26 protein-coding genes and 1 pseudogene are annotated in these 26,202 nt (G+C 59.6%); 15 read left to right on the top strand and 12 right to left on the bottom strand.

Features of this window, described 5'->3' with window-relative positions; genetic code table 11:
• Positions 1–6 precede the first annotated feature (6 nt).
• The 3 genes from ACYZUA_RS25680 to ACYZUA_RS25670 all read right to left on the bottom strand — a co-directional run bounded on the left by ACYZUA_RS25680 (position 7) and on the right by ACYZUA_RS25670 (position 1,791).
• Complete coding sequence (locus tag ACYZUA_RS25680; protein WP_095133215.1) at positions 7–603, bottom strand: superoxide dismutase; 597 nt, start codon at positions 601–603, stop codon at positions 7–9.
• Positions 604–779: 176 nt separating this feature from the next.
• Entirely contained in the window at positions 780–1,382 is a 603-nt protein-coding gene (locus ACYZUA_RS25675; protein ID WP_461961111.1) for a LysE/ArgO family amino acid transporter, read from the bottom strand.
• A gap of 7 nt (positions 1,383–1,389) precedes the next feature.
• Positions 1,390–1,791: an ACT domain-containing protein gene (locus ACYZUA_RS25670; RefSeq protein WP_033057513.1), complete on the bottom strand. Its 402-nt coding sequence runs from the start codon at positions 1,789–1,791 to the stop codon at positions 1,390–1,392.
• A gap of 96 nt (positions 1,792–1,887) precedes the next feature.
• Between ACYZUA_RS25670 and ACYZUA_RS25665 the strand changes: the two genes are divergently transcribed.
• The 4 genes from ACYZUA_RS25665 (at position 1,888) to ACYZUA_RS25650 (ending at position 5,791) form a co-directional block, all read left to right on the top strand.
• A complete protein-coding gene (locus ACYZUA_RS25665) occupies positions 1,888–2,781 on the top strand; it encodes a LysR family transcriptional regulator ArgP (RefSeq protein WP_461961110.1) in 894 nt (297 codons plus the stop codon).
• Between the two features lie 54 nt (positions 2,782–2,835).
• Positions 2,836–3,828, top strand: a complete 993-nt coding sequence (locus ACYZUA_RS25660; protein ID WP_461961109.1) for an NAD-dependent epimerase/dehydratase family protein — start codon at positions 2,836–2,838, stop codon at positions 3,826–3,828.
• 118 nt (positions 3,829–3,946) lie between these two features.
• The gene (locus ACYZUA_RS25655; RefSeq protein WP_461961108.1) at positions 3,947–4,819 is read left to right on the top strand and encodes an ATPase; all 873 of its coding nucleotides are present in this window, start codon (positions 3,947–3,949) and stop codon (positions 4,817–4,819) included.
• A gap of 123 nt (positions 4,820–4,942) precedes the next feature.
• Positions 4,943–5,791, top strand: coding sequence for a cache domain-containing protein (locus tag ACYZUA_RS25650; RefSeq protein WP_461961107.1), 849 nt, complete (start codon positions 4,943–4,945; stop codon positions 5,789–5,791).
• Positions 5,792–5,926: 135 nt separating this feature from the next.
• Here ACYZUA_RS25650 and ACYZUA_RS25645 read toward each other — a convergent pair whose 3' ends face one another.
• Together ACYZUA_RS25645 and pobA are read right to left on the bottom strand one after the other, a co-directional pair.
• Positions 5,927–7,444 carry an MDR family MFS transporter gene (locus ACYZUA_RS25645; protein ID WP_461961106.1) on the bottom strand — a complete coding sequence of 506 codons (1,518 nt, stop codon included), beginning with the start codon at positions 7,442–7,444 and terminating at the stop codon, positions 5,927–5,929.
• A gap of 81 nt (positions 7,445–7,525) precedes the next feature.
• On the bottom strand, positions 7,526–8,719 hold the full coding sequence (gene pobA / locus ACYZUA_RS25640; RefSeq protein WP_461961105.1) for a 4-hydroxybenzoate 3-monooxygenase: 1,194 nt from the start codon (positions 8,717–8,719) through the stop codon (positions 7,526–7,528).
• A gap of 178 nt (positions 8,720–8,897) precedes the next feature.
• Here pobA and ACYZUA_RS25635 point away from each other — a divergent pair, with 178 nt between their 5' ends.
• Positions 8,898–9,794 carry a helix-turn-helix domain-containing protein gene (locus tag ACYZUA_RS25635; RefSeq protein WP_461961104.1) on the top strand — a complete coding sequence of 299 codons (897 nt, stop codon included), beginning with the start codon at positions 8,898–8,900 and terminating at the stop codon, positions 9,792–9,794.
• A gap of 9 nt (positions 9,795–9,803) precedes the next feature.
• On the opposite strand, the gene ACYZUA_RS25630 is transcribed toward ACYZUA_RS25635, so the two are convergent.
• Both ACYZUA_RS25630 and ACYZUA_RS25625 read right to left on the bottom strand, forming a co-directional pair.
• Positions 9,804–9,980 (bottom strand): hypothetical protein, encoded by a 177-nt coding sequence (locus ACYZUA_RS25630; RefSeq protein WP_170206612.1) that lies wholly within the window; start codon positions 9,978–9,980, stop codon positions 9,804–9,806.
• A 219-nt stretch (positions 9,981–10,199) separates the two neighbouring features.
• The gene (locus ACYZUA_RS25625) at positions 10,200–11,105 is read right to left on the bottom strand and encodes a LysR family transcriptional regulator (RefSeq protein WP_461961103.1); all 906 of its coding nucleotides are present in this window, start codon (positions 11,103–11,105) and stop codon (positions 10,200–10,202) included.
• A 114-nt stretch (positions 11,106–11,219) separates the two neighbouring features.
• Here ACYZUA_RS25625 and ACYZUA_RS25620 point away from each other — a divergent pair, with 114 nt between their 5' ends.
• Positions 11,220–12,107 (top strand): MBL fold metallo-hydrolase, encoded by an 888-nt coding sequence (locus ACYZUA_RS25620; RefSeq protein WP_461961102.1) that lies wholly within the window; start codon positions 11,220–11,222, stop codon positions 12,105–12,107.
• A 237-nt stretch (positions 12,108–12,344) separates the two neighbouring features.
• Positions 12,345–12,959, top strand: coding sequence for an NAD(P)-dependent oxidoreductase (locus ACYZUA_RS25615; protein ID WP_461961101.1), 615 nt, complete (start codon positions 12,345–12,347; stop codon positions 12,957–12,959).
• 190 nt (positions 12,960–13,149) lie between these two features.
• Here the strand turns inward: ACYZUA_RS25615 and ACYZUA_RS25610 are convergent, their stop codons facing one another.
• Complete coding sequence (locus tag ACYZUA_RS25610) at positions 13,150–14,031, bottom strand: LysR substrate-binding domain-containing protein (RefSeq protein ID WP_461961100.1); 882 nt, start codon at positions 14,029–14,031, stop codon at positions 13,150–13,152.
• A 159-nt stretch (positions 14,032–14,190) separates the two neighbouring features.
• On the opposite strand from ACYZUA_RS25610, the gene ACYZUA_RS25605 reads away from it, so the two are divergent.
• The 6 genes from ACYZUA_RS25605 (at position 14,191) to ACYZUA_RS25580 (ending at position 21,573) form a co-directional block, all read left to right on the top strand.
• Positions 14,191–15,828, top strand: coding sequence for a 5-guanidino-2-oxopentanoate decarboxylase (locus tag ACYZUA_RS25605; protein ID WP_461961099.1), 1,638 nt, complete (start codon positions 14,191–14,193; stop codon positions 15,826–15,828).
• An 8-nt stretch (positions 15,829–15,836) separates the two neighbouring features.
• On the top strand, positions 15,837–17,285 hold the full coding sequence (locus tag ACYZUA_RS25600) for an aldehyde dehydrogenase family protein (protein ID WP_461961098.1): 1,449 nt from the start codon (positions 15,837–15,839) through the stop codon (positions 17,283–17,285).
• Between the two features lie 218 nt (positions 17,286–17,503).
• On the top strand, positions 17,504–18,607 hold the full coding sequence (locus tag ACYZUA_RS25595; RefSeq protein ID WP_461961097.1) for an extracellular solute-binding protein: 1,104 nt from the start codon (positions 17,504–17,506) through the stop codon (positions 18,605–18,607).
• Between the two features lie 143 nt (positions 18,608–18,750).
• Positions 18,751–19,659, top strand: a complete 909-nt coding sequence (locus ACYZUA_RS25590; protein ID WP_283181492.1) for an ABC transporter permease — start codon at positions 18,751–18,753, stop codon at positions 19,657–19,659.
• The gene (locus tag ACYZUA_RS25585) at positions 19,656–20,504 is read left to right on the top strand and encodes an ABC transporter permease (RefSeq protein ID WP_461961096.1); all 849 of its coding nucleotides are present in this window, start codon (positions 19,656–19,658) and stop codon (positions 20,502–20,504) included. The genes ACYZUA_RS25590 and ACYZUA_RS25585 overlap by 4 nt, the downstream gene beginning before the upstream one ends.
• 13 nt (positions 20,505–20,517) lie before the next feature.
• The gene (locus ACYZUA_RS25580) at positions 20,518–21,573 is read left to right on the top strand and encodes an ABC transporter ATP-binding protein (protein ID WP_046049700.1); all 1,056 of its coding nucleotides are present in this window, start codon (positions 20,518–20,520) and stop codon (positions 21,571–21,573) included.
• A 145-nt stretch (positions 21,574–21,718) separates the two neighbouring features.
• Here ACYZUA_RS25580 and ACYZUA_RS25575 read toward each other — a convergent pair whose 3' ends face one another.
• Positions 21,719–22,648, bottom strand: coding sequence for an AraC family transcriptional regulator (locus ACYZUA_RS25575; RefSeq protein WP_461961095.1), 930 nt, complete (start codon positions 22,646–22,648; stop codon positions 21,719–21,721).
• A gap of 335 nt (positions 22,649–22,983) precedes the next feature.
• On the opposite strand from ACYZUA_RS25575, the gene ACYZUA_RS25570 reads away from it, so the two are divergent.
• A complete protein-coding gene (locus ACYZUA_RS25570; RefSeq protein WP_123368238.1) occupies positions 22,984–23,337 on the top strand; it encodes a putative quinol monooxygenase in 354 nt (117 codons plus the stop codon).
• Positions 23,338–23,379: 42 nt separating this feature from the next.
• Positions 23,380–23,610: a hypothetical protein gene (locus ACYZUA_RS25565; protein ID WP_008156042.1), complete on the top strand. Its 231-nt coding sequence runs from the start codon at positions 23,380–23,382 to the stop codon at positions 23,608–23,610.
• Here ACYZUA_RS25565 and ACYZUA_RS25560 read toward each other — a convergent pair whose 3' ends face one another.
• From ACYZUA_RS25560 to ACYZUA_RS25550, 3 genes and pseudogenes are all read right to left on the bottom strand, one after another.
• On the bottom strand, positions 23,611–24,240 hold the full coding sequence (locus ACYZUA_RS25560) for a flavin reductase family protein (protein WP_461961094.1): 630 nt from the start codon (positions 24,238–24,240) through the stop codon (positions 23,611–23,613). It abuts the gene before it with no gap.
• Positions 24,241–24,327: 87 nt separating this feature from the next.
• Positions 24,328–24,522 (bottom strand): annotated as a pseudogene (locus tag ACYZUA_RS25555) (hypothetical protein); the annotation flags it as partial.
• 207 nt (positions 24,523–24,729) lie between these two features.
• Positions 24,730–26,049 carry an MFS transporter gene (locus tag ACYZUA_RS25550; RefSeq protein WP_461961093.1) on the bottom strand — a complete coding sequence of 440 codons (1,320 nt, stop codon included), beginning with the start codon at positions 26,047–26,049 and terminating at the stop codon, positions 24,730–24,732.
• Positions 26,050–26,202: the final 153 nt, after the last annotated feature.

Raw genomic sequence — 26,202 nt, 5'->3', positions numbered from 1 at the left:
TCGATCTTAAGCGGTGAAGGTTTTGCCTTCGAACTGCTCAGCCACGAATTTCCAGTTGACCAGGTTCCAGAACGCTTCGACGTATTTTGGACGAAGGTTGCGGTAGTCGATGTAGTAAGCGTGTTCCCAGACGTCGCAGGTCAGCAGCGGGGTGTCGCCGTTGGTCAGCGGGTTGCCGGCGCCGATGGTGCTGGCCAGGGCCAGGGAACCGTCAGCCTTTTTCACCAGCCAGCCCCAACCGGAACCGAAGGTGCCGATGGAAGTCTTGCTGAACTCTTCCTTGAACTTGTCGAACGAACCGAAGGCTGCGTTGATCGCGTCAGCCAGTGCGCCGGTTGGTTGACCGCCGGCGTTTGGCGCCAGGCAGTTCCAGTAGAAAGTGTGGTTCCAGACCTGAGCGGCGTTGTTGAAGATACCGCCCGAGGAAGATTTGACGATTTCTTCCAGAGTCTTGCCTTCGAACTCGGTGCCTGGCACCAGGTTGTTCAGGTTCACGACGTAGGTGTTGTGGTGCTTGTCGTGGTGGTATTCCAGAGTTTCCTTGGAAATGTGCGGCTGCAGGGCATCGTGTGCGTAAGGCAGCGGCGGCAATTCGAAAGCCATGATGATTCTCCTAATCAGGTCAGTTGCGGTGAGCGCAAGGCCGATCACGGGCGGCCAGACAAGCGCCGGGGAGTTTGTACTCTTTGCGGCGCATCGGATCGGATCATAGCACCGGGGGTGCGGCATAACCACGCAACAACTGTGTGGAATAGAGGTTCCAGAGCCTTTTGGAATAATCAGCTGGCGACGATTAATTGAAACGCCACGGTGAACATCATGACTGCTACCAACAGATCGAGGACTCGCCAGGTACTTGGCCGAGCCAGCCAGGGCGCCAACCACGCCGCGCCGAGCGCCAAGGTGAAAAACCACAGCAGCGACGCACTGGCCGCGCCCACGACATAAGCTCCGGGCTCGGTTTGTTGCGCGCCGAGGGAGCCAATCAGCAGCACGGTATCCAGATAAACGTGCGGGTTTAGCAGCGTTACGGCCAAAGCACTGAGCATCACCGCACGCAGCGAGCGCACGGTCTGGTTTTCGCCCTGTTGCAGGCTCTGTTTCGAGCAGGCCCGACGCAACGCCAGGCTACCATACCAAATCAGGAACGCCGCGCCACCCCAGCGGGCGACGGCCAGCAACGTCGGGTTCTGCGCCAGCACCGTCGCCAGGCCGAATACTCCGGCGGCCACCAGTAAGGCATCGCAGGTTACGCAGAGTGCCGCCACAGGCAGGTGATGTTCGCGCCTAAGGCTCTGAGCCAACACAAACGCATTTTGAGTACCGATCGCCATGATCAGCCCCGCGGCCACCAACAGGCCGTTCACATAGCTTTGCCACATAAGATGTTTACTCCGCGTTGGCCGCCAGATCCCGCAGCACGTGCAGGGCGCGTTCGGCATCGGCCTGGCCGACGAATAAATGGTCGTGGTAATAGCCGGCGATCACGTTGCAGCTGATGCCGGCCTGGCCTAATGCCGTGGCGAACGCGGCGGTCAGGCCGACGGCTTCGAGCGCCGAATGCACGTTCAAGGTGATCCAGGCCGCGACGTAATCGAAACTGAAACCCGCCTTCTCGGCGTGGGAACGTTCCAGAATCACCGTCAGACCTTCCTGCTCGCGAAAGCTGCCGACAATCTCTAGACCTGCCGGCAACTTACCGTCGCGCAGGGTGCAGAACACGTATTCGCCGACGTTGAGTTGTGGGCTCATGCTGCGCAGCAGGGTTGCCAATGAAGTTTCGCCAGCCATGTCGATAATCCTTGTTGAAGAGTTCTTGCTGGCCATTCTCCGGTGCCAGGCTGTATAAGAAAAACCAATCATGCTGATCGCTCATTAGGAAAACTGATGTTCGACTATAAATTGCTTTCTGCCTTGGCCGCGGTGGTCGAGCAGGCCGGGTTCGAACGTGCGGCTCAAGTGCTCGGTTTGTCGCAATCGGCGATCTCCCAGCGCATCAAATTGCTTGAAGCGCGGGTCGGCCAACCGGTGCTGGTGCGGGTGACACCGCCGGCCCCGACCGAAATTGGCCGACGACTGCTCAATCATGTGCAGCAGGTGCGTTTACTTGAACGGGACTTGCAAACCCTGGTGCCAGCACTCGACGAAGAAGGTCTGCCGGAACGTCTGCGCATCGCCTTGAATGCCGACAGCCTCGCCACATGGTGGGCGGTGGCGGTCGGGGATTTTTGTGCGCAGCAGCATTTGCTGCTCGATCTGGTGGTCGAAGACCAGACCGTCGGCCTCAAACGCATGCGCGCCGGTGAAGTCGCGGCGTGCGTCTGCGCCAGCGAGCGACCGGTGGCCGGCGCGCGCAGCGTATTGCTGGGGGCCATGCGCTACCGTGCGTTGGCCAGCCCGGCCTTTATCGCCCGGCATTTTCCTGAAGGTGTACGCGCCGATCTGTTGTCGAAAACGCCCGCACTGGTGTTTGGACCGGACGATTTCCTACAGCATCGCTACCTCGCGTCCCTCGGCGTCGATGGCGGATTCGAACACCATCTATGCCCCTCGTCCGAAGGCTTCATCCGCCTCACGGAAGCGGGACTCGGTTGGGGCCTGGTGCCTGAACTGCAGGTGCGCGAGCAAATGGAGCGCGGTGTATTGGTGGAGCTTTTGCCTGATAAACCGATCGATGTGCCGCTGTACTGGCATCATTGGCGCAATGGCGGTCAGTTGCTGGGGTTACTCACGGATCAGTTGGTGCGTTCGTCGAAGCAATGGCTGGTGCCGTTGGACTGACGGGCAGCGTCAAGACCTCACGCAATACGTAAAACGAAATATTCGGAGTAATTCATGAAGATTCTGGTTACCGGCGCAAGCGGCTTCATTGGCGGGCGCTTTGCGCGTTTTGCCCTGGAGCAGGGCCTGGACGTGCGGGTCAACGGTCGCCGGGCCGAAAGTGTGGAGCATCTGGTGCGCCGTGGCGCCGAGTTCATCCAGGGGGACTTGAGCGACCCGGAACTGGCACGCGATCTGTGCTCAGACGTGGAAGCCGTGGTGCATTGCGCCGGTGCGGTCGGTGTGTGGGGGCGTTATCAGGACTTCTATCAAGGCAACGTGCAGGTCACGGAAAACGTGGTCGAGGCCTGCCTGAAACAGCGGGTTCGGCGACTGGTTCACTTGTCGTCGCCGTCGATCTACTTCGATGGCCGCGATCACCTGGGATTGACCGAAGAACAGGTGCCCAAGCGCTTCAAGCATCCCTACGCCGCCACTAAATACCTGGCCGAGCAAAAGGTTTTCGGCGCTCAGGAGTTCGGCCTCGAAACCCTGGCCCTGCGCCCGCGTTTCGTGACGGGGGCTGGTGATATGAGCATCTTCCCGAGATTGCTGAAAATGCAGCGCAAAGGACGGCTCGCGATCATCGGTAACGGCCTGAACAAGGTTGATTTCACCAGCGTGCAAAACCTCAATGAAGCGTTGCTCAGCAGTTTGCTGGCCAGTGGTTCGGCCTTGGGCAAGGCCTACAACATCAGCAACGGCACGCCGGTTCCACTGTGGGACGTGGTCAATTACGTGATGCGCAAGATGGATGTCCCACAGGTCACGCGCTACCGTTCCTACGGCTTGGCCTACACCGTGGCGGCGCTCAACGAGGGGGTGTGCAAATTGTGGCCGGGTCGTCCCGAACCGACCCTGTCGCGCCTGGGCATGCAGGTGATGAACAAAAATTTCACCCTCGACATCAGCCGCGCCCGGCATTATCTGGACTACGATCCCAAAGTCAGTCTCTGGACCGCCCTCGATGAATTCTGCGGCTGGTGGAAGGCCCAGGACATTCGCTGACGCATGGGTTAGCGCCGCCACACTGAACCGAGTTCGGGGTTGAGGGTCAATCGATGCGGCAGTGGGGGTTATACTGCGCCGCATCAAGCCATCACCGCGTTCCACAAAGGTTGACTCAATGTCCATGCGTAACGATGCCAACGACGACTTCGATGTACCGAGCCTGCGTGCCGACAGCCTCGACGACGATGACTTTCCGCCTACGGCTCGCAACTCCGTGCATTCGCGGACCACGCCAGTCGTCAAAGTCAAAAGCCCGAGCACCGGCCCGCTGTGGGCGCTGGTTGGCGCCTTGTTCTTTGCTTTCGCCGGCCTTGCCTGGTGGAGCTTCCAGCAGCTTTCGCTGATGGAGCAGCAATTGGTGGCGACCCAGGAAAGTTTCGCGCGTATCAGTGAGGATGCGGCGGGGCGCTTGCAGGATATTTCCGGCAAGGTTGTCGCCAGTCAGACCAACGTCAGCAGCGACAGCGAAGCCTTGAAGCTGCAAATCAAACAGCTGGAAAGCAAGCTCCAGGATCAAAGCAAACAACAGCAAGGCGTTGTCGGCCAGACCACCGATCTGGACAAGCGCCTGGCACTGATGAGCGCACAGACCACCGATCTGGATAAGCGCTTGGCGCAGATAACCGAGCAAGGCACCGAACAACAGACCGCCACCATTCAATTGCAGGCTCAGGTCAAAGTCTTGAACAGCGATGTAGCCGTGCTGAAAAGCAACCCGGCGGACATAGACAAATTCGACGCGCAACTCAAGAGCCTTGGCTCCGATATCGTTGCCCTTAAGAAACAAGGCAACCCGAGCGCCGCCATCGAGCGTCTGGAGCAGGAAGTCATTATTCTCAAAAGCGAACAGGACAATCGTCCGGCCGTGGCTCAAGGCGGGACCAATACTGCCGAATTCGACGCCTTCCGTAGCCAGGTCACCCGCAACATCAACACCCTGCAGGCGCAGATCCAGAATCTGCAGCAGCAGCTGCGCGCCCGGCCTTGAGCCATGGATCATTCCCGGATTCCCCGGGAATGATCTTCTTACACACTGCCATTCGCTGAATATCCATACATGCCCCATTGCCGTCTACGCTCTTGAAACACCAACAAGAACGAGGGATGCGCAATGGGGTTTTTGCACAGGTTGGCCTTGCTGGGCGTGATGCTTTTGCTGTGCCTGGGCCAGGCTCAAGCCGCCGGCACGGAAAAGGACGACAGCCAGGCTGCCAAAGCCCTGCTGGAAAAAGCCCTGGCGTACTACCACGACAATGGCGACAAAGCCTTCGCTGCATTCAGTCGTCAGGGCGAGTTTGTCGACAAGGATCGTTACGTGTTCGTGGTCGACACCAAGGGCGTGATGCTCGCCAGTGGTGGGCCGTCCTCAGCGTTGATAGGCCGTGATGTGTCTGATGTGCTCGGGCCGGACTTGCAGAAAGCCTTCAAAGACGCCTTGAAAGTGCCGGAGGGCAATGGCATTCAGCAGGCCGAATATCGCTGGCAGAACTGGGCCGACGGCAAGGTCGAACGCAAGCATGTGTTCTACCAGCGCATCGGTCAGCGGATTCTGGCGGTGGGTTACTACGTGCCACGGGCCTCAGCGGAACAGGCGATGGCGTTGCTGAACAAAGCAGCGGCCGATCTGGCCATGGACGAGAAGGGGACGCTCACAGCCATCAACTCCCTCAAGGGCGGTTACTTGCAGGATGACCTGTATGTCTTCGTCGTCGACCTGGATAACCAGCGATATGTCGCCCACGGCACCAACCTGCGGTTGATCGATACCGATTTCAGCAAGATCAAGGACCCGGACGGCAAGCCGGTTGGGGAGCCGATCCTGGCGCTGATGGCCAAGCAGGATTACGGCGAATACGAATACCGCTGGAAAAACCCGGTGACCGGCAAGGTCGAGGACAAACATGCCTACCTGAAAAAGGTCGGGCATTTTCTGGTGGCTGTCGGGTATTACAGCCCTTGAATGGCGGTGCCTGACACACCGTAATCGCGAGCAGGCTCGCTCCCACAGTAGATCTCCAGTGATCACAGAATTTATGTACGACGGAAATCCAATGTGGGAGCGAGCCTGCTCGCGATTGCAGTCGACTCGGTCTTCCTATCGAACCTTATCCTCGCGCCCACGCAACACCAAATTCGGCATGGCAATCGCCGCCGCCAGCCCCAGCAGCGACACCGCCGCGCTGACCATCAGCAACTGTTGAAAGGTCAGCAGCAGTTCGGCACGCAAGGCATTTTGCGCATCCCCCGGCGCGGCGTTCAAACCATCGAGCAAGACATTTCCGGAACTGCCCTCGGCAATCATCAAAGGGCCGGCCAGGTGGGCAAAGCTTGAGTCCTGTAACAACGCCAGCAGCAGGGCTGACATCAACGCCACACCCACCGCGCCGCCCAATGAGCGGAACAGGTTGGTGGTGCTGGTGGCGACACCGATGTCCCGTTGTGCCACCGAGTTCTGCGTACCGACCAAGGAAGTCGGAAATTGCATGCCGCTAGCGATCCCGCTAAGCAACATGAACAGACTACTGAGCACAAATGCCTGGGGAGGACTGAACGCCATACCGAGAATCGAGATCGGCATGAGCGCGGCGCCGGTCAGGATCATGGGTTTGTAGCGCCCGGTCACCGAGGTTCGGCGGCCGGCGAAATACGCCCCGATCGGCAAGCCCATCGCCAGCGGCAACAGGTGCAATGCGGCGCTGTCGGCCCCGGCGCCGGTAACGCTCTGGAAGCGCAGCGGCATCAACACAATCAGCGAGATTGCCTGGAAACTGGTGAAGAAGATCGTGCACCAGCACAGGATCGCATTGCGATTGGCGAACAAATGCATCGGCAGCAGCGGCTCCCGCGCCCGGCGTTCATGCCAGACGAACAGCGCCAGTACCAACACCGCACAACCGAGCAGGCCCAGCACTTGCGCACTGCGCCACGAATGGCCCTGGCCGACCTGGGTGATGCCCAGCAACAAGGCGGTCAAGCCGATGATCATCAGCAACGTGCCGAGGTAATCGATGATCGGTTTGCGTTGCGGCACTGGCAAACCCACCAGCGTTCGATTGGCCACCAGCCAGGCACCGAGGCCCAGCGGAAGATTGATCAAGAACACCCAGCGCCATGACAGGTACTCGGTCATGTAACCGCCGAGTACCGGGCCGGCTACGCTGGCCACGGCGTACATGCTGCTGAAATAGCCTTGATAGCGGCCGCGTTCCCGGGGCGGCACGATGTCGCCGATGATCGCCTGGCTGACCGAAATCATCCCGCCAGCACCGATGCCTTGAAGAATCCGCGCCAGCACCAGTTGTTCCATGCTCTGGGCCATGCCGCAAAAAAGCGAAGCGACCGTGAACAACCCCATGCCAAACAGCATCAACTTGCGTCGACCGTACAGATCGCCCAGTTTGCCGTAGATCGGCACCGCCACCGTCATCGCCACCATGTAGCCGGAAATCACCCAGGCCAGCAGGCTGACGTCCTTGAATTGTGCGGAGATGGCCGGCATCGACACGGCGACGATGGTCTGGTCCAGCGCGCCCAGAAAAATCGCCAGCATCAGGGCGATCAACACGCTGCGAATGGCCGGTTTTGGCGCTTCAGGCTGGTTGAGATTGGTCACGGGTTAGAACCTGCGGACATTGATTGACCCGCAAGGAGCAAGGCGAGCGGGGATGCTCGCCAAGTGTAAGTCGGTAGCAGGCTATTCGATAGCCTCGTATGGAAGGCCGACGTAATTTTCTGCAATGGTTTTTCGACCGGCCTCGGAGTCGACGAAGTACCCCAGTTCCGACTCGGCAATCCGCTGGCTGAAGGCGTCGTGATCGTCGAAGCGGTGCAGCATCGAGGTCATCCACCAGGAAAACCGTTCGGCTTTCCACACCCGGCGCAAACAGACCTCGGAGTACTTCTCCAGCAAATCCACACGACCTTCTCGATAAACCCTCAGCAAAATGTTGAACAGCGTACTGACGTCGCTGGCCGCCAGGTTCAGGCCCTTGGCGCCGGTGGGCGGGACGATGTGTGCGGCGTCGCCGACCAAAAACATCCGTCCGTACTGCATCGGTTCGACGACAAAACTGCGTAACGGCGCGATGCTTTTTTCGATGGAAGGCCCAGTCACCAACGATGCTGCCAATGCGCCAGGCAGACGGGATTTGAGTTCATCCCAGAAGCGCTTATCCGACCAGTTCTCGACGTGCTCGTCGGCCGGTACCTGGAGGTAGTAGCGAGTGCGGGTGGCCGAACGCATGCTGCACAGGGCGAAACCGCGCTCATGCCGGGCGTAAACCAACTCTTCGTGCACTGGCGGGGTATCGGCAAGAATCCCCAGCCAGCCAAACGGATAGATCCGCTCGAACACGTTCAGGCACTCGGCAGGAATCGACTGCCGGGCCACGCCATGGAAACCGTCGCACCCGGCGATGTAGTCGCAATCGAGTCGATACAGCTCGCCGTCCTTCTCAAAAGTCACGAACGGCTCTTCGGTTTTCATCCCGTGAGGAACGGCGTTGTTTGCCTCGTAAATCGTCTGCGCACCGGCCTCCCGACGAGCGGCCATCAGGTCGCGGGTGACCTCGGTCTGACCGTAGATCATCACCGTTTTGCCACCGGTCAGGGCTTGCAGATCGATGTGTACCCGGCGTGCGTCGAGGGCCAGTTCGAAACCAGTGTGGACCAGCCCTTCGGCGTCCATCCGCTGACCCACCCCGGCCTGACGCAACAGCTCTACCATGCCTTGTTCGAGGACGCCGGCACGGATTCGTCCGAGCACATAGTCCGGGGTCTGGCGTTCGATAATGAGGGTGTCGATGCCAGCGTTATGCAGCAATTGGCCGAGCAATAAACCGGACGGACCGGCGCCGATAATAGCGATTTGGGTTTTCAGCGTTTTCATTGTTTTTATGACTCGCAAGCTTCACGCGACGAGGGCCGGTGAATAATTTTTATGGATCAAGTGCTTGCATTTTTCTCTCGCGAGTCTGTCAATTGAAGGGGAAAACTGAGCCGATACCTGTACATTCTGCCAATCGGTGCGATTATCGCCCGCCTACCCCGAGGCCTGGATTGAAGTGATGAACAAGCCTGACCTACCTTCGATTCCAGTGTTCAAGCTCTACGGTGAAAGCCTGGATTGGCCGACCCCGGACTTGCTGCACTGTGAAACCATTTCCAAACGCAGCCGCGAACACCAATGGGAAATCAAACCCCACCGCCATGCCGATTTGTGCCAGTTGCTCTTCGTATTCAAAGGTCAGGCAGAGCTTGAAATCGAAGGCAAACGTACGCAGCTGACCGAGCCGGCGATTCAGATCCTGCCACCGCTGTCGGTGCACGGCTTCCGGTTTTCCGAGGACGTCGAAGGGTTTGTCGTGACCCTGGCTGCGCCGCTGGTTGCCCATCTTCAGGCGCAACTGGGCAACTCGGTGAACGCCCTGGCCCAGGCCGAAAGTTATCCGGCGGGCAAGGAAGGCGACTACCTCAACAGCCTGTTTTCAGCGCTGCAAGACGAATACACCGGCCACCAGCCGGCTCGCGAAATGCTCATGCATTCGCTGGTCAGCGTGATCATGGTGTGGGTGAGCCGCCAGGTGATTTCCCGTCGTCACGCCAGCCAGCGTCCGCAGCGTGCCCGGGAGTATCTGAACGGTTTTATCCAACTGGTGGAAGAGACCTATCGCCAACACGTCAAGGTTGAAGACCTGGCGCATCGGCTGGGGATTTCCGTGTCCCACCTCAACGGCACGTGCCGTGAGCTGGCGGGACAACCGGCGTTGCAGATCATGCACGAACGTCAGTTGCTGGAGGCCAAGCGTTTGCTGACCTACACCAGCATGACCATTTATGAAATGTCCGACGTGTTGGGATTCTCCGATCCGACCAACTTCACGCGCCTGTTCCGGCGTCGAGTGGGGATCTCGCCCAAGGCATTTCGCGACCGCTTGAAGGCCGATCAGGACAAAGAGGCCTGATCCCCTTCGTTACTTGAGGGCGTTGAGGGTCGCGTTGTGGGGAATGCAGCGTTCGAAGTTGCAGCTCGCGTATTCACGGGGCAGTTGTCGCAACTGCTCGACGCGCCAGGCCGCGGTGCCATATAGCGCGAGCGTGGCCGCGCAGGTGATGAAAATCGCGAGGTATCTTCTTGTTTTGATGTTCATGGCGTTGACCTCTGAACGAATACCCTTCGGTACTACTTTCAGCATAGGTCAGCGCCAGTGAGTTGCCAGCAAAGCGGCGTTTGCATGTAACCCGGTATTCAGAACACTGATATCCCCATGTGGGAGCGAGCCTGCTCGCGAATGCGGTTAATCATTCAACAATGACCTTGGCTGACCCGCCGCATTCGCGAGCAGGCTCGCTCCCACAAGGGGATACGGTTACAGGCCGATATCCCATTCCGGCTCCTCGGGGAATCTGAGCACCAGAAAATCCAGCATGCTGCGCAACGCCGCCGGCATGTGTTTGCGTGAGGCATACACCGCGTAAACGTTCATTTGCCGGGGTTCGGCGTGGGGCAGCAGGCGGATCAGTTCGCCGCTGTGGATATGCACGCCGGCCTGATAACTGGGGAGCATCGCCACCCCGGCGCCGGCCATCGCCGCGCGCAACAACGTGCTGGCTTCGTTGGCGCTGATGTTGCCCTGCACCGGCACTGACACCTGCTCGCCGTCCTCCTCGAAATGCCAGAGGCTTTTGCCGAAGTAGGAGTGGGTCAGGCAATTGTGCTGGCTCAGATCCTCAACCCGCAGCGGCGTCGGGTGTTCGAGCAGATAAGCAGGGGAAGCGCAGATCACCGAGCGGCAGACTGTCAGTCGCCGCGCGATCAGGTTCGGGTCCAGGTCATTGCTGGTGCGGATCGCCAGATCGATGCGCTCATCCACCAGGTTCACCGTGCGGTCGAGCATCTGCAGGTCGATGCTGACGCCGGGGTAACGTTTGACGTAAGCAGCCATGGCATCCGCCAGTTGTGCCTGACCGAACGAAGTGCTGACGCTGATCCGCAACAAGCCGCGTGGTGCCTCGTCCGGTTCGCTGACGGCGGCTTGCATGTCCGTCGACAGGTCGAGCATTTGCCGACAACGGGGCAGGATTTCACTGCCGGCGGCGGTCAGGCTCAACTTGCGCGTGGTGCGGTGCATCAGGCGTGCGCCCACCCAATCCTCCAGCTCCGCCAGATAGCGCGAAACCACTGGCCGTGACAGGTCCAGGTGATCGGCGGCGGCCGACTGGCTGCCGAGGTCAACCACCGTGACGAACACCCGCATTGCTTGTAGACGATCCATGATTTGCCCGCTTTCAGAAACAAACTATGTCCCAGCATCGCATTTTTTGTACTGAGTCATGCAACTAAGCTCTGTCCCATCGCCAAACACGGCATTCGGACAACGGAGCAACAGATGATCGGCTTCACCTCGCTTAAACGTATTTTGCTGGCCACCGCCACCCTCGGTTTCGCTGCCCACGCAGCGGCTGCCTCGACTCTGACCCTGGATGTCTACAACCCGGGCGACAAGGCGATCTTCCCGGTGACCTCGGTGTTGGTCAGTGGCGAGAAAGACGCGATCTTGGTGGATGCGCAATTTGGCAAATCCCAGGCTGAGCAAGTGGTCGAGAAGATCCGCGCCAGCGGCAAGCAACTGACCACTATCTACATCAGCCACGGTGACCCGGATTACTACTTCGGCCTCGACACCCTGACCGCCGCTTTCCCCAACGCCAAAGTGCTCGCCTCGCAGCCGACCGTGGATCACATCCAGAAAACCGTCGACGGCAAACTGGCGTTCTGGGGGCCGAAAATGGGCGCCGATGTACCGGCCAAAACCATCGTGCCGCAGGTACTCAAAGGCGACAGCCTGATGCTCGAAGGGCAGAAGTTGCAGGTGCTGGGGTTGGACGGCAAGCAGCCGGATCGCACCTTTGTCTGGATTCCGTCGATCAAGGCTGTGGTCGGTGGCGTTGTCGTGGCGGAAAACATCCACGTGTGGATGGCTGACACCCAGACGCCGCAGTCCCACGCCGATTGGCTGACTACGCTGCATGCCATCGAAACCTTGAAACCGAAAACCATTGTGCCGGGTCATTACCTCAGTGAAAGCGCCCGTTCGCTGGCCGCCGTGCAGTTCACCGCCGATTACATCAAGGCGTTCGACGAAGAAACCGCCAAAGCAAAAGATGCTGCCGCGCTGATCGCCGCGATGAAAAAACGCTACCCGAAGCTGGGTGAAGAAAGCTCGCTTGAGCTGAGCGCCAAAGTCGCCAAGGGCGAGATGAAGTGGGGTGAATGAGGGGATTAACTATTGCTGTTGGACTTGTCTGTGGCTGTAGGGCTTTCCTGTGGCGAGGGGATTTATCCCCGTTCGGCTGCGAAGCAGTCGTAAACGCTTGGGACTGCTGCGCAGTCCAACGGGGATAAATCCCCTCGCCACAGATAAATCCCTACAGCCGCAGGTAATCCCTTCACCACAAAGACCTTTCATCATCCAGATTTGTACTGACTCACCAATATCCAACTGGAGAACGTCATGAGCAAGATCGCAATCATTGGTGCCACCGGTCGAGCCGGTAGCCAACTGCTGGAAGAAGCCCAGCGTCGTGGTCACAGCGTTACGGCGATTGCCCGTGACACCTCGAAGATCGGCCAGCGTGCCGGTGTGGTCGCCAAGAATGTCGATGCCCTCGATGCCGAAGCCTTGCAAGCGGCAGTCGTTGGACATGACATGGTGATCAGCGCTGCGCACTTCGCGACCCTTCCTGCCAGCGCCGTGATCGGGCCGGTGAAGAAGGCCGGTGTGAAACGTCTGTTGGTGGTGGGTGGTGCCGGATCGCTGTTGCTGCCGGACGGAACTCGCGTCATCGACAGCGAGGGTTTTCCGCCGGCGTACAAGGCTGAGGCCAGTGCCGGTGCGCTGTTTCTGGAAAACCTGCGGCAGGAAAAAGAGCTGGACTGGACCTTTGTGTCGCCGTCGGCAGAGTTTGTCGAAGGTGAGCGCACGGGGACGTTTCGGGTTGGCAAGGATGATTTGCTGGTGAGTAGCGAAGGGCGGAGCTGGATCACTTTTGCTGATTATGCGATTGCGATGTTGGATGAAGTGGAAGCGCCAAAGCATTCCCGCCAGCGGTTTGCAGTCGGGTATTGAGCTGAAAACCACCCCTCACCCTAACCCTCTCCCCAGGGGGTAGAGGGGACTGACCGAGTTGTTCTTGGAGGTACATCGACCTGAGTAATCGAGTCGAACTCAGGTTTGAAAAGCATGAAGATCGGCTCCCTTTCCCCCTCTCCCCTCTGGGGTGAGGGGCGGATCTAACTGACACGCCACGCCACGCACATCAGCGCGCCTGCGCCTGCTCCACCAACCACCCCATCAATTCCCTCAACTTCGGCGAAGGCCCGGGTTTTTCCGGGAAAACCAGGTAATACGCCAACCCCGTCTTCACCTTCAATTCAAATGGCATGACCAGCCGCCCAGCACTCAAATCATCGCCAATCAACGACCAATCCCCAATCGCCACACCTGTCCCTTGGGACGCCATCGACATCGCCAAATCCAGCGTTTCGAAATGCTGGCCTTTGCCGACATTGCTCAAGCGAATATCCGCAGTGGCCAGCCAGGCTTTCCAGTCCCGTTCATCCCGTGTCGGGTGCAGCAACAGGTGCTGCTCCAGATCCTCCGGCGTCATCAGCGGCACTGGACCTTCCAGCAGAGGTTTGGAGCAGACCGGTGTCAGTTGCTCATCGAACAAATGAAAAGAGGCCAGCGCGCTGTCCGGCGGTGCGCCGTACATCACCGCCGCATCGAACTGCTCGCGATGAAAATCCACCCCGTGCTTGACCGTGGTGGTCAATTCCACCGGCACATCCGGGCGCTCCCGTTGCCACTGCAACAACCGCGGCAACAGCCAGCGCATGACACACGTCGGGGCCTTGAGTTGCAGGGTTTCGCGCTTCTCGCCGATCTGCTCCACCGCCTCGTCGATCAAGCCGAAAATCTGCTGGACCCGTGGCAGCCATTCCCGTCCTTCGGCCGTCAAACCAAGGCCTCGGGCCTGGCGAATAAACAGTTCATAACCCAGATGTTCTTCCAGCCCGGCGATCTGCCGACTCACCGCACCTTGGGTGATGTACAGCTGTTCGGCAGCACGGGTGAAGTTGCAGCACTGCGCGGTAATCAGAAAAGTGTGCAGCGCCGGCAGGGGAGGCAATCGTTTCATTGGGATCCAAGGTATGACGTGAGGACATGGCTAGTATGACTTTTTATCCATTGTTGCGGCTACGTGTCGCCCGTTCCAATGAGGCCATCCCTGGACCTGCCCACTCATCATAAACACTGCGCAGGTCCGGCGTCTCAAACGAACAAGAAGGGCAAAGACATGGCGACGTGCGGCGAAGTATTGGTCAAGTTACTCGAAGATTACGGGGTTGAGCAGGTGTTCGGCATTCCCGGGGTTCACACCGTGGAGCTGTATCGCGGGCTGGCCCGTTCGAGCATCAACCACGTCACTCCGCGTCACGAACAGGGCGCCGGTTTCATGGCCGACGGTTACGCTCGCACCAGCGGCAAACCGGGTGTGTGCTTCATCATCACCGGCCCTGGCATGAGCAACATCACCACCGCCATGGGCCAGGCCTACGCCGACTCGATCCCGATGCTGGTGATCTCCAGCGTGCAATCGCGCAGCCAGTTGGGCGGCGGTCGCGGCAAGCTGCACGAGCTGCCAAACCAGAGCGCATTGGTCGGTGGCGTGGCGGCGTTCTCCCACACCTTGATGTCGGCGGCTGAATTGCCGGGCGTCCTGGCGCGTGCCTTTGCGCTGTTCCAGGCCGGCCGTCCGCGTCCGGTGCATATCGAAATTCCGTTGGACGTATTGGTCGAAGAGGCCGATGACCTGCTCGCCAGCGTCCCGGTGAACATCGACCGCGCCGGTGCCTCGCCGAGTGCAATCAGCCGCATGACCGCGCTGCTGGCCGGTGCCAAGCGCCCGTTGATTCTCGCCGGTGGCGGCGCCATCGATGCCGCCGCCGAGTTGACTGAACTGGCCGAACTGCTGGACGCCCCGGTGGCCCTGACCATCAATGCCAAAGGCATGCTCGAATCCAACCATCCGTTGTTGATCGGCTCGACCCAGAGCCTGGTCGCAACTCGCGCTCTGGTAGCTGAAGCGGACGTGGTGTTGGCGATCGGCACCGAACTGGCCGAGACCGATTACGACATCACCTTCGCTGGCGGTTTCGAGATTCCTGGCGTGCTGCTGCGTGTGGACATCGACCCCGACCAGACCGTGCGCAACTACCCGCCGAAATTCGCGTTGGTAGCCGACTCGCGCAACGCGGCTCAGGCCTTGCTGAGTGCGCTGTCCCACAAGTCGCTGGCCGAGCGCCGCAACGATTGGGGTCAAGTGCGTGCCGCGCGTTTGCGCGAAGAATTGGCCGCCACTTGGGATGCGCCGACGCTGGCACAGACGCGCTTTCTGGAAACCGTGCTGCACGAATTGCCAGAGGCCGTTTTTGTCGGCGATTCGACCCAACCGGTGTACACCGGCAACCTGACCTTCAACACGGAACGCCCGCGTCGCTGGTTCAACTCGTCCACCGGTTACGGCACCCTCGGTTACGCCTTGCCGGCGGCGATTGGCGCCTGGCTCGGCGGCAGCGTCGAAAACGGCGCGCGGCCTCCAGTGGTGTGCCTGATCGGCGACGGCGGCCTGCAATTTACCTTGCCGGAACTGGCCAGCGCCGTTGAAGCGCGCACCCCGGTGATCGTCCTGCTGTGGAATAACCAGGGCTACGAAGAGATCAAGAAATACATGGTCAATCGCGCCATTGAGCCGGTCGGCGTGGACATCTACACCCCGGACTTCATCGGTGTGGCCAAGGCGCTGGGCTGTGCAGCCGAAGCCGTCTGCGGTGTCGAGCAACTGCGCAGCGCACTGCGTGCCGCTACTGATCGCCAGGGTCCGACCCTGATTGAAATCGATCAGAGTGTGTGGATGAAGGCGGTGTCGAAATGACTTTCCGCATGACTTTCCCAACGGCGCTGGATGGCCTGTTCATCGACGGCCAATGGTCCGCTGGCAACGAACACCTGCGCGTGATCAACCCGGCCACCGAAGCCCTGTTGACCACCGTGAACGGCGGCGATGAACAGGCAGTCGATCAAGCCGTCACTGCCGCGTCCAATGCCTTCAAGGATTGGTCGAAATCCACCGGCGCCGAGCGCGGCGCGATCCTGCGCAGAATCGCTGCGGGCGTGCAGGCCGGCCGCGAACAGTTGATGCATTTGCAGTCGAGCAACAACGGCAAGCCGCTGTTTGAAGCCGCCATCGATGTCGACGACGTGATCGCCACCTTCGAGTACTACGCAGGTCTGGCCGAAGGGCTCGATGCCAAGCAAGACAGCAATGTAGAGCTGCCAACCGACGACTTCAGCGCTCGTGTGCGCCGTGAGCCGTGTGGTGTGGTTGGCCTGATCGTGCCGTGGAATTTCCCGATGGTCACCACTGCCTGGAAACTCGCCCCGGCCCTGGCCGCCGGTTGCTGCGTGGTGCTCAAGCCGTCTGAAGTCACGCCGCTGCCGGAGCTGGAACTGGCGACGATCATCGCCGAGGCCGGACTGCCCAAGGGTGTGTTCAACCTGGTCTGCGGCACTGGCCTGGCCGTCGGCGCGCCGTTGTCGGCCGACCCGCGCATTGCCAAGATTTCCTTCACCGGCAGCAACGCCGTCGGTGTTCAAGTCATGCAGCGTGCTGCAGAAACCGTGAAGGGCGTGAGCCTGGAACTGGGCGGAAAATCCTCGCTGCTGGTGCTCAAAGACGCAGACATCGAACTGGCCGTGGAAGTGGCTTGTGGCGGCGGTTTCTTCAACGCCGGGCAGATGTGTTCGGCCACCAGCCGCGTGCTGGTCGCCGATGAACTGGCGGACGAATTCCTCATCCGTTTGAAGGCCCGCGCCGAAGCCATTCGCGTGGCCGACCCGTTCGACCCGAACGTGGAAATGGGCGCACTGGTCAATCAGGCGCAATACCAGCGCGTACTCGGCCACATCGATCGTGGTTTGAGTGCCGGCGCCAAGCTGGTTTGCGGCGGCAATCGTCCGGCAAACCTGTCGCGCGGCTATTTTTTACAGCCGACGATTTTCACCGAAGTGCCCCTCGACAGTGCGCTGTGGTGTGAAGAGATTTTCGGCCCGGTGATCTGCGTGCGCAGTTTTGCCACCGAAGCCGAGGCGATTGCCCTGGCTAACGACAGCCAGTTCGGTCTGGTGGCCAGCGTGGTCACCCGCGACGCCGAAGCGGCAGATCGGGTCGCCAACGCCTTGCAGGCGGGGCTTGTGTGGATCAACGCGCCACAAGTGATCTTCCCGCAGACCGCTTGGGGTGGCTACAAACAGAGCAGCATCGGCCGCGAATTGGGGCCGTGGGGCTTGCAGGCTTTCCAGGAAATCAAACACGTGATTCGAGCGGTCTGACGGCTCGAAAAGGGTCAGCACATGCCTCATCACGAGGCATGCGCTGGCGTCATGGCTTCAATGAGTTTTTATCGATAGTCAGGTGTTTTGCACGACCTCAGGATGAAGCGGTCGGCTCAACTCAAGCCCTTTGAAACCGGGGGTTTGGTGCTGATCTGGGCGCGCGGATGCAACGGTTGCGACCAACCTCATACTTACAAAAACAAAGGGAGTCCTTCATGGGCGAGCATGATTTAAACAGACGTCAATTCATTAAAACCGTGGGCGTGGCGTCCGTAGCCGCGGCGGCCATGAGTTTGCCCTTCGTCAAGGCCAATGCCAGCGACACACGCTTCCAGGGCAAAACCCTGCGCCTGCTGACCTGGTCCGATGACACGGGCCTGGCCGCACTGCGCAACATCGCGGCCACCTTCGAAGACAAGTACGGCTGCAAGGTCATCGCCGACCGTACCGGCAGCACCTCGGAAATGGTCGCCAAACTCAAGGCCGCCGGTGATCGTCCGCAGTACGACATCATCACCCTGGCAGGCGTCGGCGCCGAAGGTCTGGCCGCCGCCAACCTGCTGGAAAAACCCGACCTCAATCGCATCCCCAACCTGGTCGACGTACCGGAGAAGTACCGCACCGGCGCCAACGGTCACGGCATCGGTTACCTGCTGTGGTGCAACAGCCTCGTCTACAGCACCCGCACCATCAAGGAAGCGCCGGACAGTTACGCCGCGCTGTGGGATGCGGACCTGTCGCCGAACATATTCCTGCCACCGCCGAACTGGACCGAAGCGATGGACCTGATCATCATCGCCGCCAAACTGGCCGGTGGTGACGAGCACAACATCGAGCCTGGCTTCAAGAAACTCGCCGAGCTGAAAGATCGTGTGGTGACCCTGGGTGAAAACCCGAACCAGATCGCCGAACTGTTCCGCACCGGCTCTCTGGACATGGGTGGCCTGTACGCTCCTGCGTTTTTCCCGAAACAGATCCGTGACCCGGCTTACGGTCTGGGCGCCACGTTCGGCATGAAGGAAGGTTTCTACACCGACCTGATGCTCTCGGTCATGCCGAAGAATCGTCCGGGCGATACCGACCTGGTCTACGCCTTCATCAACCACTCTCTGGACCCACTGGTGCAGGGCAAGATGGCTGAGGACATCTACAACGGTCCGGTCAACGCCAAGGCGATCATCTCCGCCGAAGCGCGCAAGAGCCCGTACATCCTCACGCCGGAGCAGATTGCCGAGAAAGCGATCATGCACGACAACGCCTTCCTGGCCTCCGTGCATGACCAATGGATTCGTCGTTACACGGAAATCTTTTCTTCCTGATCTGAATCGCAGGGAGGTTCTTCGAACCTCATCGCGGGCAAGCCTTGCTCCTACAAGAGCAGCGCCTTACCTGTAGGAGCATGGCTTGCCCGCGATCGAGTGCGCAGCACTCGCCAAGATCTTCCATTGACGAGACCCTTGCTATGGAACACCAACCTCTGACTCATCCGGTCGCCGCCGCTTCAGTGCGCACCAATCGGGGTGTTTCGCCGACGACGCGTGCCTGGATTTTCCTCTCGCCGTCGATGCTGTTTCTGGGCGTATTGATCGCCGCCAGCCTGCTGGTACTGCGCATGAGCGTGGGCACCAAAGGCGCGGAATGGACCGGGTTCAGCCTGGCCAGTTACGCCCAATTGCTGGAACCGTATTACCTCAAATCCTTGCTGCTGACCCTGCGTCTGGCGCTGATCAGCGCGGTGATCGCGGTCGTGCTGGCGATTCCGGTGGCTTACACCATGTCGCGGCTGACCTCACCCTTCGTGCGACGGATCTTCCTCGCTGCGGTGCTGCTGCCATTGCTGGTCAACCTGCTGCTGCAAAGCTACGGCTGGCTGGTGATTCTGGGACCTGGCGGGATGCTCAATCAGGCACTGATGGGCCTGGGCCTGATCAAGCGCCCGATCATGCTGCTCTACAACCAGAACGGCGTACTGATGGGCCTGGTGCAAACCGCGTTCCCGTTGGCCGTGCTGCCGATTGCCAGCGCCATGCGCGGCGTCGCCCGTACTTATGAAGAAGCCGCTGCAACGCTGGGTGCCAGCCGTTTGCAGGTGTTCCGTCAGGTGGTGCTGCCGATGAGCATGCCGGGGATCATCACCGGCGCGACGTTGGTATTCGCCTACAACGCCAGCAGCTTCGTGGTGCCTTTGCTGCTCGGTGGTCGACGCGTGCCGATGCTGGCCGTGATGGTCCATGACCAGATCGCCCCGCTGATGAACTGGCCCGCCGCCTCTGCTGCCGGTGTGGTGCTGATTGTCACCACGCTCGCGATCATGACCTTGTCCGAATACATCACTGGCCGTCGTCGGCGCATGCTGGAGGCTTCGCAATGAGCTCTGTGATCAAGAAACGTTATGGGCTGCTGCCCGGCGAGACCGGCAAGTTTGCCGGTATCCTGTCGGGCTTCATCCTGCTGCTGGCGGTGTTGCCGATCCTGACCATGATCGTGATGTCGTTCAGCGGTGCGTCGAACCTCGACTTCCCGCCGAACAGCTACAGCCTGCAATGGTACAAGGCTGCCTGGAACACCTTCGTGTCGCCGGATTCCAGCGATGTGCTGAGCCTCGGCAAAGCCATGACCACCAGCCTGATGGTCGCGTGCCTGACCATGGTCTTCGCCACGATCGTCGCAGTGCCGGCGGCTTACGCGCTGACCCGTTGCGAGTTCCGCGGTAAAGCCGTGGCGCTGCAACTGATGTCGCTGCCGCTGGTGTTTCCGATGGTGGTGTTGGGGCTGGCGTTGCTGCTGGTGTTCGACAGCCTGCCCTTTCAAATGACTACGTCGCGACTGGTGATTGCCCACGTAATCCTGGCGCTACCGTTCGTAGTGAAAAACTGCACCGCCGCAATGCTCTCCATCGGCAGCGAAGTCGAAGAGGCCGCGCAGATGCTTGGCGCTTCACCGACCCGGGCGATTATCGATGTGGTCGTGCCGCTGATGAAGTCGGGGATTCTGGCGGGGATGCTATTGGCGTTCATTGTCTCGTTCAACGAATTCACCGTGACGTACTTCCTCTACACCATCGACGTCATGACCGTGCCGATCTGGATGTACAGCCGCACCGTGTCATCGCTCGACCCAACCGTTTTCTCGTTTGCCGTGCTGATCGTGCTGATCGACTTCGTCCTGATCTGGGCGCTGGAGAAGCTGGTGGGCGAGGGCGGCGTTTCCTTTTGATTTGAGGTGCAACATGACTGGTCTGATTCTGGAAAACGTCGAGAAACATTACGGCTCGGCCTGCGCGGTAAAGGATGTAAACCTGCATTTGCCTGAGGGCAAACTGGTGTGTTTCCTCGGTCCTTCGGGCTGCGGCAAAACCACGTTGCTGCGCATGATCGCAGGGCTCGAAACCCTGAGCGGCGGCGAGATTCGCCTGGACGGTGAAGACATCGGCCACACGCCGGCGCATCAACGTAATTTCGGCATGGTGTTTCAATCGCTGGCGCTGTTTCCGCACATGACGGTGGGGGAGAACATCGCCTATCCGCTGAAACTGCGTGGCGTCAGCAAGGCTGATCAGCAGGCGCGGGTGGTGGAGTTGCTGCAACTGATTCAGTTGCAGGAAATGATCGACCGTCCGGTGTCGAAACTCTCTGGTGGCCAACGTCAGCGCGTGGCGATTGCCCGGGCGATTGCCAATCACCCGAAAATCCTCCTGCTCGACGAACCGCTGTCGGCGCTGGACGCCAAGCTGCGTGAATCGATGCAGGTGGAAATCCGTCAGCTGCAACAACGCTTGAACATCACCACCATCATGGTGACCCACGACCAGCGTGAAGCCATGACCATGGCGGATATCGTCGTGGTATTGGGTGAGCATCGCGTGCAGCAAGTGGGCACGCCGATTGAGATTTATCGTCACCCGGCCAATGAATTTGTCGCGGACTTTATCGGCTCGGGCAATATCTTCCCGGCCACCGCGCTGGGCAACGGCAAGATTGGGCTGCCGGGTGGCGATGCGCTGGAAGTGCCGATCTGCAGCAGCATCGTGGTGGGTGAGAAAGTGAAGATGCTGATTCGCCCTGAGGACCTGCAACTGTCGCATCCACAGGCGACGGCGGGGAATCGGTTGCTCGGCAAGGTGACGTTCGTGCGCGATATTGGCGCGACGATTGAAACCACCGTTGAGTGTTCCGGGGTGTCGTTTACGGCGTTGAGTACGCCGTGTCAGGGGTTTGGGTTGAGCATTGGCAATCCGGTTTCGGTGACGTTGCCGGCTGAGGCGTGCCGAGTACTTGGCGCCTGACTGACTGGCCCCATCGCCGGCAAGCCGGTCTCGCTCCCACATTTGATCTGAGGTGTTCACAAATTCTGTGTTCACAGGCGATCAAATGTGGGAGCGAGACCGGCTTGCCGGCGATGAGGCCGGCAAAACCAGCACAAAAACCAGATCAGACCGTCAACCGCAACCGCGCCAAATCCCGCAACGGTGGGGCCCCAAACAATCGACTGTACTCACGGCTGAATTGCGAAGGACTTTCATACCCGACCCGATACCCCGCCGCCGAAGCCTCCAACCCTTCCGCCAGCATCAACCGCCGCGCTTCTTGCAGACGCAGTTGCTTCTGATACTGCAACGGACTCATCGCCGTCATCGCCTTGAACCGGTGATGCAACGTCGACACGCTCAGGTTCACTTCCTTCGCCAGATCATCGATGCGCAGCGGCTGTTCATAGTTGCCGTTGAGCCATTTGATCGCCTGGCTGATGCGATGGCTCTGGCTGTTGGCGATAGCGATTTCGTACAGCCGATGACCCTGCTGGCTGCGCAACAACCGATAAAGAATCTCCCGGCGAATCAGCGGTGCGAGCATGGCGATGTCTTTCGGCGCATCCAGCAAACGTGCCAGACGCAACACCGCGTCGAGCATCGCGGTATCGATCCGTTCGACATACAAGCCACGCCCTGTCGGCCGGGTGGGCACACCGAGCGGGCCGGCGTCGGCAATCAGCGCGGAGATTTCCGCCGGATCAATATCCAGCCGCACCGCGAGGATCGGTTCTTCAGACGTGACATTCACCACGCGCCCGCTCAGTGGCATCGAAACTGAGACCACCAGGTAATTCAGCGGATCGTAATTGAAGTACTCATCGGCCAGCCTGACCTCTTTACGGCCCTGCGCCATGATGCACAGCGCGGGTTGCGCCAGTACCGGGGCAAACTCATGGGATTTGCTATGGCGAGACATGAAGAGCGAGCCGACGGAAGTCGCATAAGTGCCATCCTCCGCCGTGTTCTGGCGAATGATAGCGGCCAATTCCGCGCGCTGTTTCTCCATTTCGGCGTCCAGCGGGGCTTGAAAGTGATCGAGCGACGACATGCAAGGCATCCTCGGCAAGGCGTTGGTAATGAGCTGAGCTTAAGTTTGTGCAAGGCGAAGCGGTAGACACATCCTGCCTCAAGCTTGCCTGATTCTGCATGGCGTGGATTAACGGTGCCTCTATGACAGGGCAACCCAAGGGAAACTTGCTTGAAAGCCCTGTTTCATTGGCACGAAAGCGTTTACAGGTTGTTACAGGTTCCTCGAGAAGCCGCGCAGGATTGTGCAACAAGCCGGCAGGAATCGACTAACCGCGCTTCTGCCTGCGCGCTTAACCTTTGATCCTGTCGCAGCCCGTCCCACGGCTGCCACTCGAGTACCTGGGAGGGTTGAACATGTCTACGCAAATCCCCGTCAGTCATATGGCCTTTGTCCGCGCCCGCGCCGGGCGTTCGGCGGAACTCGGTGCGCGCCTGAGCGCCTTGATCGAGCCGTCCCGCAGCGCACCGGGTTGCCTGAATTTTGCCCTGCAACATTCGCAGTGCGATCCGGAGTTGTGGCTGGTGTCCGGTTTCTGGATGAACCAGCAGGCCATGACTGCTTACTTCAGCACCCCGGCCATGCAGATTTTTGCCGAGTTGGTGCAGGACCTGGTGGTCAACAGCCTGGATTTCCATACCTTCAAGGACGTGTCGGCCGCCCAGGCGCTGGGGCAGTCTCAGTCGTGGGTACACAAAATGGCGGGTTGAGGGTTTAATGGCGCAATTCTCCATTCAGCCAGGATCCACGACATGGCACGCAAAGCCTTTGAAACCTTCGAAGCCGTATCTGCCGTAGTACCCCGTGAAGGCGGTTATCACGCCGCAATCGCCACCAAGGCCATCGGTGGTTCGGGTGCGCCACGCTTTCACAAGCTGCTCGAAGAACAGACCTTCAAAACTGCCCATGAGGCCGATGAGGCCGCAGCCAAAGAGCTGACCCGTCTCAGGGACGTCAGCGAAGACGGCGACCTGATCTGGTAATTACTTGACCGCCCCCGGGCGATACATCTTGAACAACGCCTCAGGCCCCAGCTGGAAATAATCCGCTGGGCCGCCGCCGCGCAGAATCGGTTCTGCCGCGGCGGTGTCGTACACCCCATCCTTCAACAGCCACTTGGCGATATGCACGGCGACCACTTCGCCGAGAATCAGCCAGCTCGGCACCACTTCGCCATCGGCCCGCTGCAACTGAATGATTTGCGTGACTTTGCATTCAAAGGACACCGGACTTTCGGCGACGCGCGGCACCTGAATGATTTTCGACGCTGCCGGAGTTAGCCCGGACAGTTCGAACTCGTTGACCTCAGGTGGGACCATGGCTGAGCACTGGTTCATTCGCTCGGCCAGTGGCCGGGTCGCCAGGTTCCAGACGAATTCGCCGGTCTGTTCGATGTTATTCAGGCTGTCTTTGCGTCCGACACTGGAAAACCCAATGATCGGCGGAATGTAGTTGAACGCGTTGAAGAAACTGTAAGGCGCCAGGTTCAGGCGGCCATTGGCATCCTGAGAGGAAATCCAGCCAATGGGACGCGGGCCGACGATGGCATTGAACGGGTCATGCGGTAGGCCGTGGCCGTTGGCGGGTTCGTAGAAATGGATGTCGTCAGCCATGGCATGGGGGTTCCTGAATTCGGTTCGTCGCGAAGACGGCCATAGTGCAAGGGCTGACGAGTAATTTCCAGCGTTCGATCAGTTGGTACGGGCTGCCTCGGTGTGATCGGCGCCGTCGGAAGCGACCTCGGCTGAGTCAGTGCGATCGTTTCCAGCGGAGGCGACTGCAGCGCCACTTCCTAAGGTGAAAGCGGCAGAGCCGGTGCGATCGTAACCGTCAGCGGCGAAGGTATTGGCGGCCAGTACAGAGAGGGTCAGGGCGAGGATCAGTTGGGTTTTCATGGTGTGTACTCCAGGTTCGCTTGCACAATGCAATGAATCGGCGAGGAGAGTCCGTGGAGGGCGTTAACCGCTGATTAATTCGCTCTTTTGCTTATGTGACAAATTGTTCGTGGCGCACCTTACTTGTCTTGATCGCACGCTTTCAGCGTCAATGAAAAAGGGACAGACCTTTGCCAGGTCTGCCCCTTTTTTGTGTCGCTGGCGGACTCAGTCCGTCTCGATCCGCGAATGCTTGCGGGTGTCTTTCATGGTCACGTAGACCAGCAACGACACGGCAATACACGCGGTGACATACCAGTAGTAACCGGTTTCCATGCCGATGCTCTTGAACCACAGTGCGATGTATTCAGCGGTGCCGCCGAAGATCGACACGGTCAGCGCGTACGGCAGGCCGACGCCCAGCGCACGGATTTCGGTCGGGAACAGTTCGGCTTTGACCACCGCGTTGATCGAGGTGTAGCCGCTGACGATGATCAGCGCTGCCATGATCAGGAAGAACGCGCCCCACCAGGTTTGCACGGTGTGCAGCGTGGTCAGGATCGGCACGGTGAACAGCGTCCCGAGAATACCGAAGGCAATCAGGATTGGCCGGCGACCGACTTTATCCGAGAGCCCGCCAATGATCGGTTGCAGGCACATGAACAGGAACAGTGTGGCGGCCGAAATAGTGGTGGAGTCGGAGATGCTCATGCCGACAGTGTTCACCAGGTATTTCTGCATGTACGTGGTGTAGGTGTAGAACGCCAGGGTACCGCCCATGGTCAGGCCGACCACGGTCATCAGTTCCTTCGGATGGCGCATCAAGGTGCGCATGGCGCTTTCCTTGGCCTTCTCTTTCTTGGTGAACGACTCGGTTTCTTCCATGCCACGACGCAGGTAGAGCGCGACCACGGCACACAGCGCGCCGATGGCGAACGGGATGCGCCAGCCCCAGGCGTACAGCTCTTCGGTGGTCAGGACTTGTTGCAGCACGATCAACACCGCCAACGCGATGAGCTGACCCGAGATCAGGGTCACGTACTGGAAGCTGGAGTAGAAGCCGCGACGATCCTTGGTCGCCATTTCGCTAAGGTACGTTGCCGAGGTGCCGTACTCGCCACCAACCGACAGGCCTTGCAGCAAACGGGCGAAAATCAGCAGGATCGGTGCGCCGATGCCGATGGTTTCATAACCGGGGCTCAGGGCAATCAGCAGCGAGCCGAAACACATCAGATACACCGAAGCCATCAGCGCTTTCTTGCGACCGGCCTTGTCGGCGTACAGGCCCATCAGCCAGCCACCGATCGGGCGCATCAGGAAGCCCACGGCGAAGATCGCGGCGGTGTTCAGCAGTTGTGCGGTGGTGTCGCCTTTGGGGAAAAAGGCCTTGGCGAAGTACAGGGAGAAGGCGGCGTAGACGTACCAGTCGTACCACTCGACCATATTGCCGACAGAGCCGCTGAAGATCGATTTGATGCGACTGGCAGTGGTTCTTTCTTTGGCAGTCGAAGCTGCCGACCCAAGAGGCAGGGTTTGTGAGTTATCCATGACGGATCCTTCATTTAATTGTTTTTGTGGAGCGCGTTGAAACGCAGCCTGCTTGGGCTATAGCAGGAGCTGTGCCAACGGGAGGAGGGGCGGTTTAGAGGGGGTGGGGAGATTTTCTGAGCGGAAATCCGCTTGTTTTTGATTGGGTATGAG

The sequence above is a fragment of the Pseudomonas sp. LS2P72 genome, assembly GCF_054897865.1.
This window is presented reverse-complemented; position numbering and strand designations above follow the sequence as displayed.

Excerpts from the sequence above, each read along its gene's own strand:
- ACYZUA_RS25665 (WP_461961110.1), top strand. The coding sequence starts at position 1,888 with ATGTTCGACTATAAATTGCTTTCTGCCTTGGCCGCGGTGGTCGAGCAG.
- ACYZUA_RS25650 (WP_461961107.1), top strand. The coding sequence starts at position 4,943 with ATGGGGTTTTTGCACAGGTTGGCCTTGCTGGGCGTGATGCTTTTGCTG.
- ACYZUA_RS25585 (WP_461961096.1), top strand. The coding sequence starts at position 19,656 with ATGAGCTCTGTGATCAAGAAACGTTATGGGCTGCTGCCCGGCGAGACC.
- ACYZUA_RS25635 (WP_461961104.1), top strand. The coding sequence starts at position 8,898 with ATGAACAAGCCTGACCTACCTTCGATTCCAGTGTTCAAGCTCTACGGT.
- ACYZUA_RS25590 (WP_283181492.1), top strand. The coding sequence starts at position 18,751 with ATGGAACACCAACCTCTGACTCATCCGGTCGCCGCCGCTTCAGTGCGC.
- ACYZUA_RS25660 (WP_461961109.1), top strand. The coding sequence starts at position 2,836 with ATGAAGATTCTGGTTACCGGCGCAAGCGGCTTCATTGGCGGGCGCTTT.
- ACYZUA_RS25625 (WP_461961103.1), bottom strand. The coding sequence starts at position 11,105 with ATGGATCGTCTACAAGCAATGCGGGTGTTCGTCACGGTGGTTGACCTC.
- ACYZUA_RS25605 (WP_461961099.1), top strand. The coding sequence starts at position 14,191 with ATGGCGACGTGCGGCGAAGTATTGGTCAAGTTACTCGAAGATTACGGG.
- ACYZUA_RS25600 (WP_461961098.1), top strand. The coding sequence starts at position 15,837 with ATGACTTTCCCAACGGCGCTGGATGGCCTGTTCATCGACGGCCAATGG.
- ACYZUA_RS25670 (WP_033057513.1), bottom strand. The coding sequence starts at position 1,791 with ATGGCTGGCGAAACTTCATTGGCAACCCTGCTGCGCAGCATGAGCCCA.
- ACYZUA_RS25580 (WP_046049700.1), top strand. The coding sequence starts at position 20,518 with ATGACTGGTCTGATTCTGGAAAACGTCGAGAAACATTACGGCTCGGCC.
- ACYZUA_RS25595 (WP_461961097.1), top strand. The coding sequence starts at position 17,504 with ATGGGCGAGCATGATTTAAACAGACGTCAATTCATTAAAACCGTGGGC.
- ACYZUA_RS25680 (WP_095133215.1), bottom strand. The coding sequence starts at position 603 with ATGGCTTTCGAATTGCCGCCGCTGCCTTACGCACACGATGCCCTGCAG.
- ACYZUA_RS25630 (WP_170206612.1), bottom strand. The coding sequence starts at position 9,980 with ATGAACATCAAAACAAGAAGATACCTCGCGATTTTCATCACCTGCGCG.
- ACYZUA_RS25570 (WP_123368238.1), top strand. The coding sequence starts at position 22,984 with ATGTCTACGCAAATCCCCGTCAGTCATATGGCCTTTGTCCGCGCCCGC.
- ACYZUA_RS25675 (WP_461961111.1), bottom strand. The coding sequence starts at position 1,382 with ATGTGGCAAAGCTATGTGAACGGCCTGTTGGTGGCCGCGGGGCTGATC.
- ACYZUA_RS25615 (WP_461961101.1), top strand. The coding sequence starts at position 12,345 with ATGAGCAAGATCGCAATCATTGGTGCCACCGGTCGAGCCGGTAGCCAA.
- ACYZUA_RS25620 (WP_461961102.1), top strand. The coding sequence starts at position 11,220 with ATGATCGGCTTCACCTCGCTTAAACGTATTTTGCTGGCCACCGCCACC.
- ACYZUA_RS25550 (WP_461961093.1), bottom strand. The coding sequence starts at position 26,049 with ATGGATAACTCACAAACCCTGCCTCTTGGGTCGGCAGCTTCGACTGCC.
- pobA (WP_461961105.1), bottom strand. The coding sequence starts at position 8,719 with ATGAAAACGCTGAAAACCCAAATCGCTATTATCGGCGCCGGTCCGTCC.
- ACYZUA_RS25575 (WP_461961095.1), bottom strand. The coding sequence starts at position 22,648 with ATGTCGTCGCTCGATCACTTTCAAGCCCCGCTGGACGCCGAAATGGAG.
- ACYZUA_RS25655 (WP_461961108.1), top strand. The coding sequence starts at position 3,947 with ATGTCCATGCGTAACGATGCCAACGACGACTTCGATGTACCGAGCCTG.
- ACYZUA_RS25565 (WP_008156042.1), top strand. The coding sequence starts at position 23,380 with ATGGCACGCAAAGCCTTTGAAACCTTCGAAGCCGTATCTGCCGTAGTA.
- ACYZUA_RS25610 (WP_461961100.1), bottom strand. The coding sequence starts at position 14,031 with ATGAAACGATTGCCTCCCCTGCCGGCGCTGCACACTTTTCTGATTACC.
- ACYZUA_RS25560 (WP_461961094.1), bottom strand. The coding sequence starts at position 24,240 with ATGGCTGACGACATCCATTTCTACGAACCCGCCAACGGCCACGGCCTA.